Here is a 3,894-nt window from a genome sequence, read left to right on the forward strand (position 1 = left end):
CACTTCTTTTACTTGACAGAAAATTGCTTTCAACTATATTTTTCCATTCCAACGCGGCGGCCATTCCGCCGTTATTTTAGCAATACGGCGCTGCTGCGCATGGAGGTTTTGCTATGACCCCTCTGGAAAAAGCCACCAAAACCGCTGAAGGCGTGGTGGTCAACGGTTTTGTTCTTTCCCCGGTGGTTGAACAGTGTTCTGGCTGTGACCGCGTGCGCGAATTTGAAGGCGAAGAGTTCTGCTCCAGCTACCCTGTCCCTGCCAAAAAGTGGACTGCTGGCCGTTGCAACTTTGCCACGCACGTGAAGGCCTCTGTTGCCGCTGCCGCAAAGGTCAACCCTTTGAAGGCGTCCAAGCGCGCCGCCAAGGGTGGCCGTTAGGCCAACCAGGCTTACATCGGTTCCGACATGCCACTGGCGGTCAGTTTGCGATTTTATCGCAACAGGCCGATACAACAACGGGCATGCCGGGGCTGAGGACTTTTTCAAGGGGCTGCGCGAGCAGCCTCTTGCGCGTTGTAACGCCATACGGGAAACCCCATGTTCAAGACACTCGACACCTTGTTGCGCGGGCTGGCCGGGCGAGAAGACCGCGTTGCGGAGCTTCAGGCCGTGCTTACGGCATGCCAGGCTCTTGGTCCGGACAACGGCGGCCAGGGCGAAATGGAAAAGGTGCGCTGCATCACCAACTGGCTCAAGGCCTGCGGCGTAACCGCCCTTTCACGCGTTGACGCGCCGGACCCGCGCGTTACCGATGGTCAGCGTCCCAACCTTGTGGCCCGCATTCCCGGCAAAAGCAGCCGCACTCTCTGGCTTTTCGGGCATACCGACGTGGTGCCTCCGGGCGACCTCGCAGCCTGGACCAGCAATCCCTGGCAGGTGCGCCGCGATGGCGATTTTCTGTACGGACGCGGCGTGGAAGACAACCAGCAGGCCATAGTCAGTATGCTGCTGCTTGCGGAAGAAGTGCTCTCACAGGGTATTACCCCCGAACTTTCGCTGGGTCTTGTTTTCATGGCTGACGAGGAAACCGGCAGTCTTTACGGTCTGGAGCATCTTCTCAATACAGCCCCGCACTTTTTTAATCCCGATGATCTTTACATCGTGCCGGACGCTGGTTCGTCCAAGGGCGATGTCATCGAAATCGCAGAAAAAAGCCAGCTCTGGCTCAAGGTGCAGACCACGGGCATCCAGTGCCACGGCTCCACGCCGCAAAAGGGGCGCAACGCCTTTCTGGCGGGGGCGGACATGGCCCTCTCGTGCCACAATGCCCTGCGTTCCGCCTTTGCCGATGCCAACCCCCTGTTTGACCCGCCCTATTCCACCTTTGTACCGGGCAAGCACGAAGCCAATGTGCCGAACATCAACACAGTTCCCGGCAATGATGTTTTTTACATTGACTGCCGCCTCCTGCCCCATGTGGATATGGACAATGTGCTTGCAAAAATGCGCGAAGTGGCCGCCGAAGTGGCGGAAAAGCACACCGTGCAGATACAGGTGAGCGTGGTGCAGCGGCAGGACGCCACGGCCATACCGCAAACAGGCACCGTTGTTACAGCGCTCAAGGCCGCCATCGCCCGCATTTACGGCGTTCAGGCGCAGGCCGTGGGCATAGGCGGGGCAACCGTTGCTGCATTTTTGCGGCAAAAAGGCCTGCCCGCCGCCGTTTGGGGCTGCCTTGAAAACACCTGCCACCAACCGGACGAACGCTCATCCATCACCGCTACCATCAAGGATTCGCAGGTGTTTGCCCACATCCTCATGAACGCAGCCCATGTCTGATTCCATATTTGACTGCATTGTCGCCGGCGGCGGCCACGCTGGCAGCGAAGCCGCCGTGGCTCTCGCCCGCATGGGGCATAGCGTGCTGCTCATCAGCGGCAACCTCGACCGGCTGGGCTACCTCTCGTGCAACCCCGCCATCGGCGGTCTGGCCAAGGGCCACATGGTGCGCGAAATTGACGCCCTTGGCGGCATGATGGGCCTGTGGGCCGATGCCGCGGGCATACAGTTTCGCGTGCTGAACATGAGCAAGGGGCCTGCGGTGCGGGCCACACGCGCCCAGATTGACCGCGAGGCCTATCAGCGCGTGCTCAAAAAAACGCTCTACAACACGCCCGGCCTACGTATCTGGCAGGATTCCGTGGTGGACGTGACCACCGATGACGGCCGCGTCACTGGCGTGCGCACAGCCCAAGGGCTGACCTTTGCTGCGCGCCATGTGTTGCTGACCACGGGCACCTTTCTGGACGGGCGCATCCACATGGGCCTTACCAATCTGCCCGGCGGCAGATTGGGTGATGCTCCGGCGCTTGGCCTCTCAGACAGCCTGCGCAGCCTCGGCCTCACCCTTGGCCGCCTGAAAACCGGAACCACGCCCCGCATTCTCAAATCATCCATCGACTATTCGCAGCTCGAGGAACAGCCGGGCGACACGCCGCCTCCGGGCTTCAGCTTTCACGGCCCCGGCCCGGCTCTGGAACAGGTTTCGTGCCATGTGACGTGGACAAACGAACGCGCGCACGAAATCATCCGCAGCGGTTTTGACCGCTCGCCCATGTTTACGGGCGTCATCAAGGGTACTGGCGCGCGCTACTGCCCTTCCATTGAAGACAAGGTGGCCCGTTTTCCGCACCGGGAGCGGCACCAGATTTTTCTGGAGCCGGAGGGCCTCAACAGCGCGGAGGTGTACGCCAACGGCATTCCCACCAGCCTGCCCCTCGACGTGCAGCTCGGTATGGTTCACGCCCTCAAAGGGCTGGAAAACGCCGTGGTGCTGCGCCCCGGTTACGCCATTGAATACGACTACGCCAACCCCATCCAGTTGCGCCCCACCCTTGAAACCAAGGCCGTGCCGGGATTGTGGCTTGCGGGGCAGATCAACGGCACGTCCGGCTACGAGGAAGCCGCAGCGCAGGGCCTGTGGGCCGCGCTGAACATCTCGTGCGCCATGCGTGGTCTTGCCCCCTTTGTACCTGGGCGCGATCAGGCCTATATGGCTGTACTTGTTGATGATCTTGTGACTCTCGGCACTCAGGAACCCTACCGCATGTTCACCTCGCGCGCGGAGCACAGGCTGCTGCTGCGCGAAGACAATGCCGATACGCGGCTGACCAGGATTGGCCGTGAACTTGGGCTTGTGAGCGACGAACAGTGGCGCGCGTTTTGCATAAAACAGGAAGCCGCCGAACGTTTCAGGGAATATCTGGGCAAAAAACGCATACCCGGCCACAAGTTGCCCGAGGATGCGCCCGAGGCGCAGTTGCCTGTGGGCAAGACTCTGGCAGAAGCCCTGAAACGCCCGGATGTTGACCTGGACTCGCTTGAAGCCATGCTGACCGCGACCCAACACGAAGCACTGGCCGAGACCGGGGCGGATCTGGCGGCTGCCAGAGCTGCCGCCGGAACCGGCGCCTGTGAAAGTGTGCAGACAGAAATCAAGTATGAGGGCTATCTGGCGCGGCAGCGCGAGCTTATCGCCCGCTCGGCCAAGCTTGAAGCTACGGCCTTGCCCCCGCAACTCGATTATGCCAAAGTAGCTGGGTTATCCCATGAAGTGGTTGAAAAACTGGACAGGGTGCGACCTTGCAGCCTTGGGCAGGCCGGACGAATATCCGGCGTAACCCCTGCGGCGGTTGCATGCCTGGAGGTTCACCTCCACAAACTTGGATTGCTGCGCCCTGAAAAATACCCCAATGGCGCTGCTGCATCCCCGCAGTGAGGGATGACGCCACACAACTGTTGACACCGGTGAATCTATGACGGGCACCCAACTTCTTATTGTTGTCGGCATTCTGCTTGCGGCGCTTTGCGCCACGCTCGTCTCGGTCAAAGGCCGGTTGCAGAGCATGCGCCACGCGGCAAAGCGTGCGGAGATCATCCGCCGCATGCTTGA

Annotated in this window: 3 protein-coding genes; all 3 read left to right on the forward strand. The window is 60.7% G+C overall.

The window, feature by feature from the left end; genetic code table 11:
- Positions 1-113: 113 nt before the first annotated feature.
- The 3 genes from VEZ52_RS01640 to mnmG all read left to right on the forward strand — a co-directional run bounded on the left by VEZ52_RS01640 (position 114) and on the right by mnmG (position 3,720).
- Complete coding sequence (locus VEZ52_RS01640) at positions 114-380, forward strand: PxxKW family cysteine-rich protein (protein ID WP_022659470.1); 267 nt, start codon at positions 114-116, stop codon at positions 378-380.
- Positions 381-539: 159 nt separating this feature from the next.
- Positions 540-1,781: a M20 family metallo-hydrolase gene (locus VEZ52_RS01645; protein ID WP_022659469.1), complete on the forward strand. Its 1,242-nt coding sequence runs from the start codon at positions 540-542 to the stop codon at positions 1,779-1,781.
- Positions 1,774-3,720: a tRNA uridine-5-carboxymethylaminomethyl(34) synthesis enzyme MnmG gene (mnmG, locus tag VEZ52_RS01650; RefSeq protein WP_324835253.1), complete on the forward strand. Its 1,947-nt coding sequence runs from the start codon at positions 1,774-1,776 to the stop codon at positions 3,718-3,720. Before VEZ52_RS01645 ends, mnmG begins: the two co-directional genes overlap by 8 nt.
- Positions 3,721-3,894 lie beyond the last annotated feature (174 nt).

It is taken from the genome of Desulfovibrio sp. (genome assembly GCF_035644575.1).
Lineage (GTDB): Bacteria > Desulfobacterota > Desulfovibrionia > Desulfovibrionales > Desulfovibrionaceae > Desulfovibrio.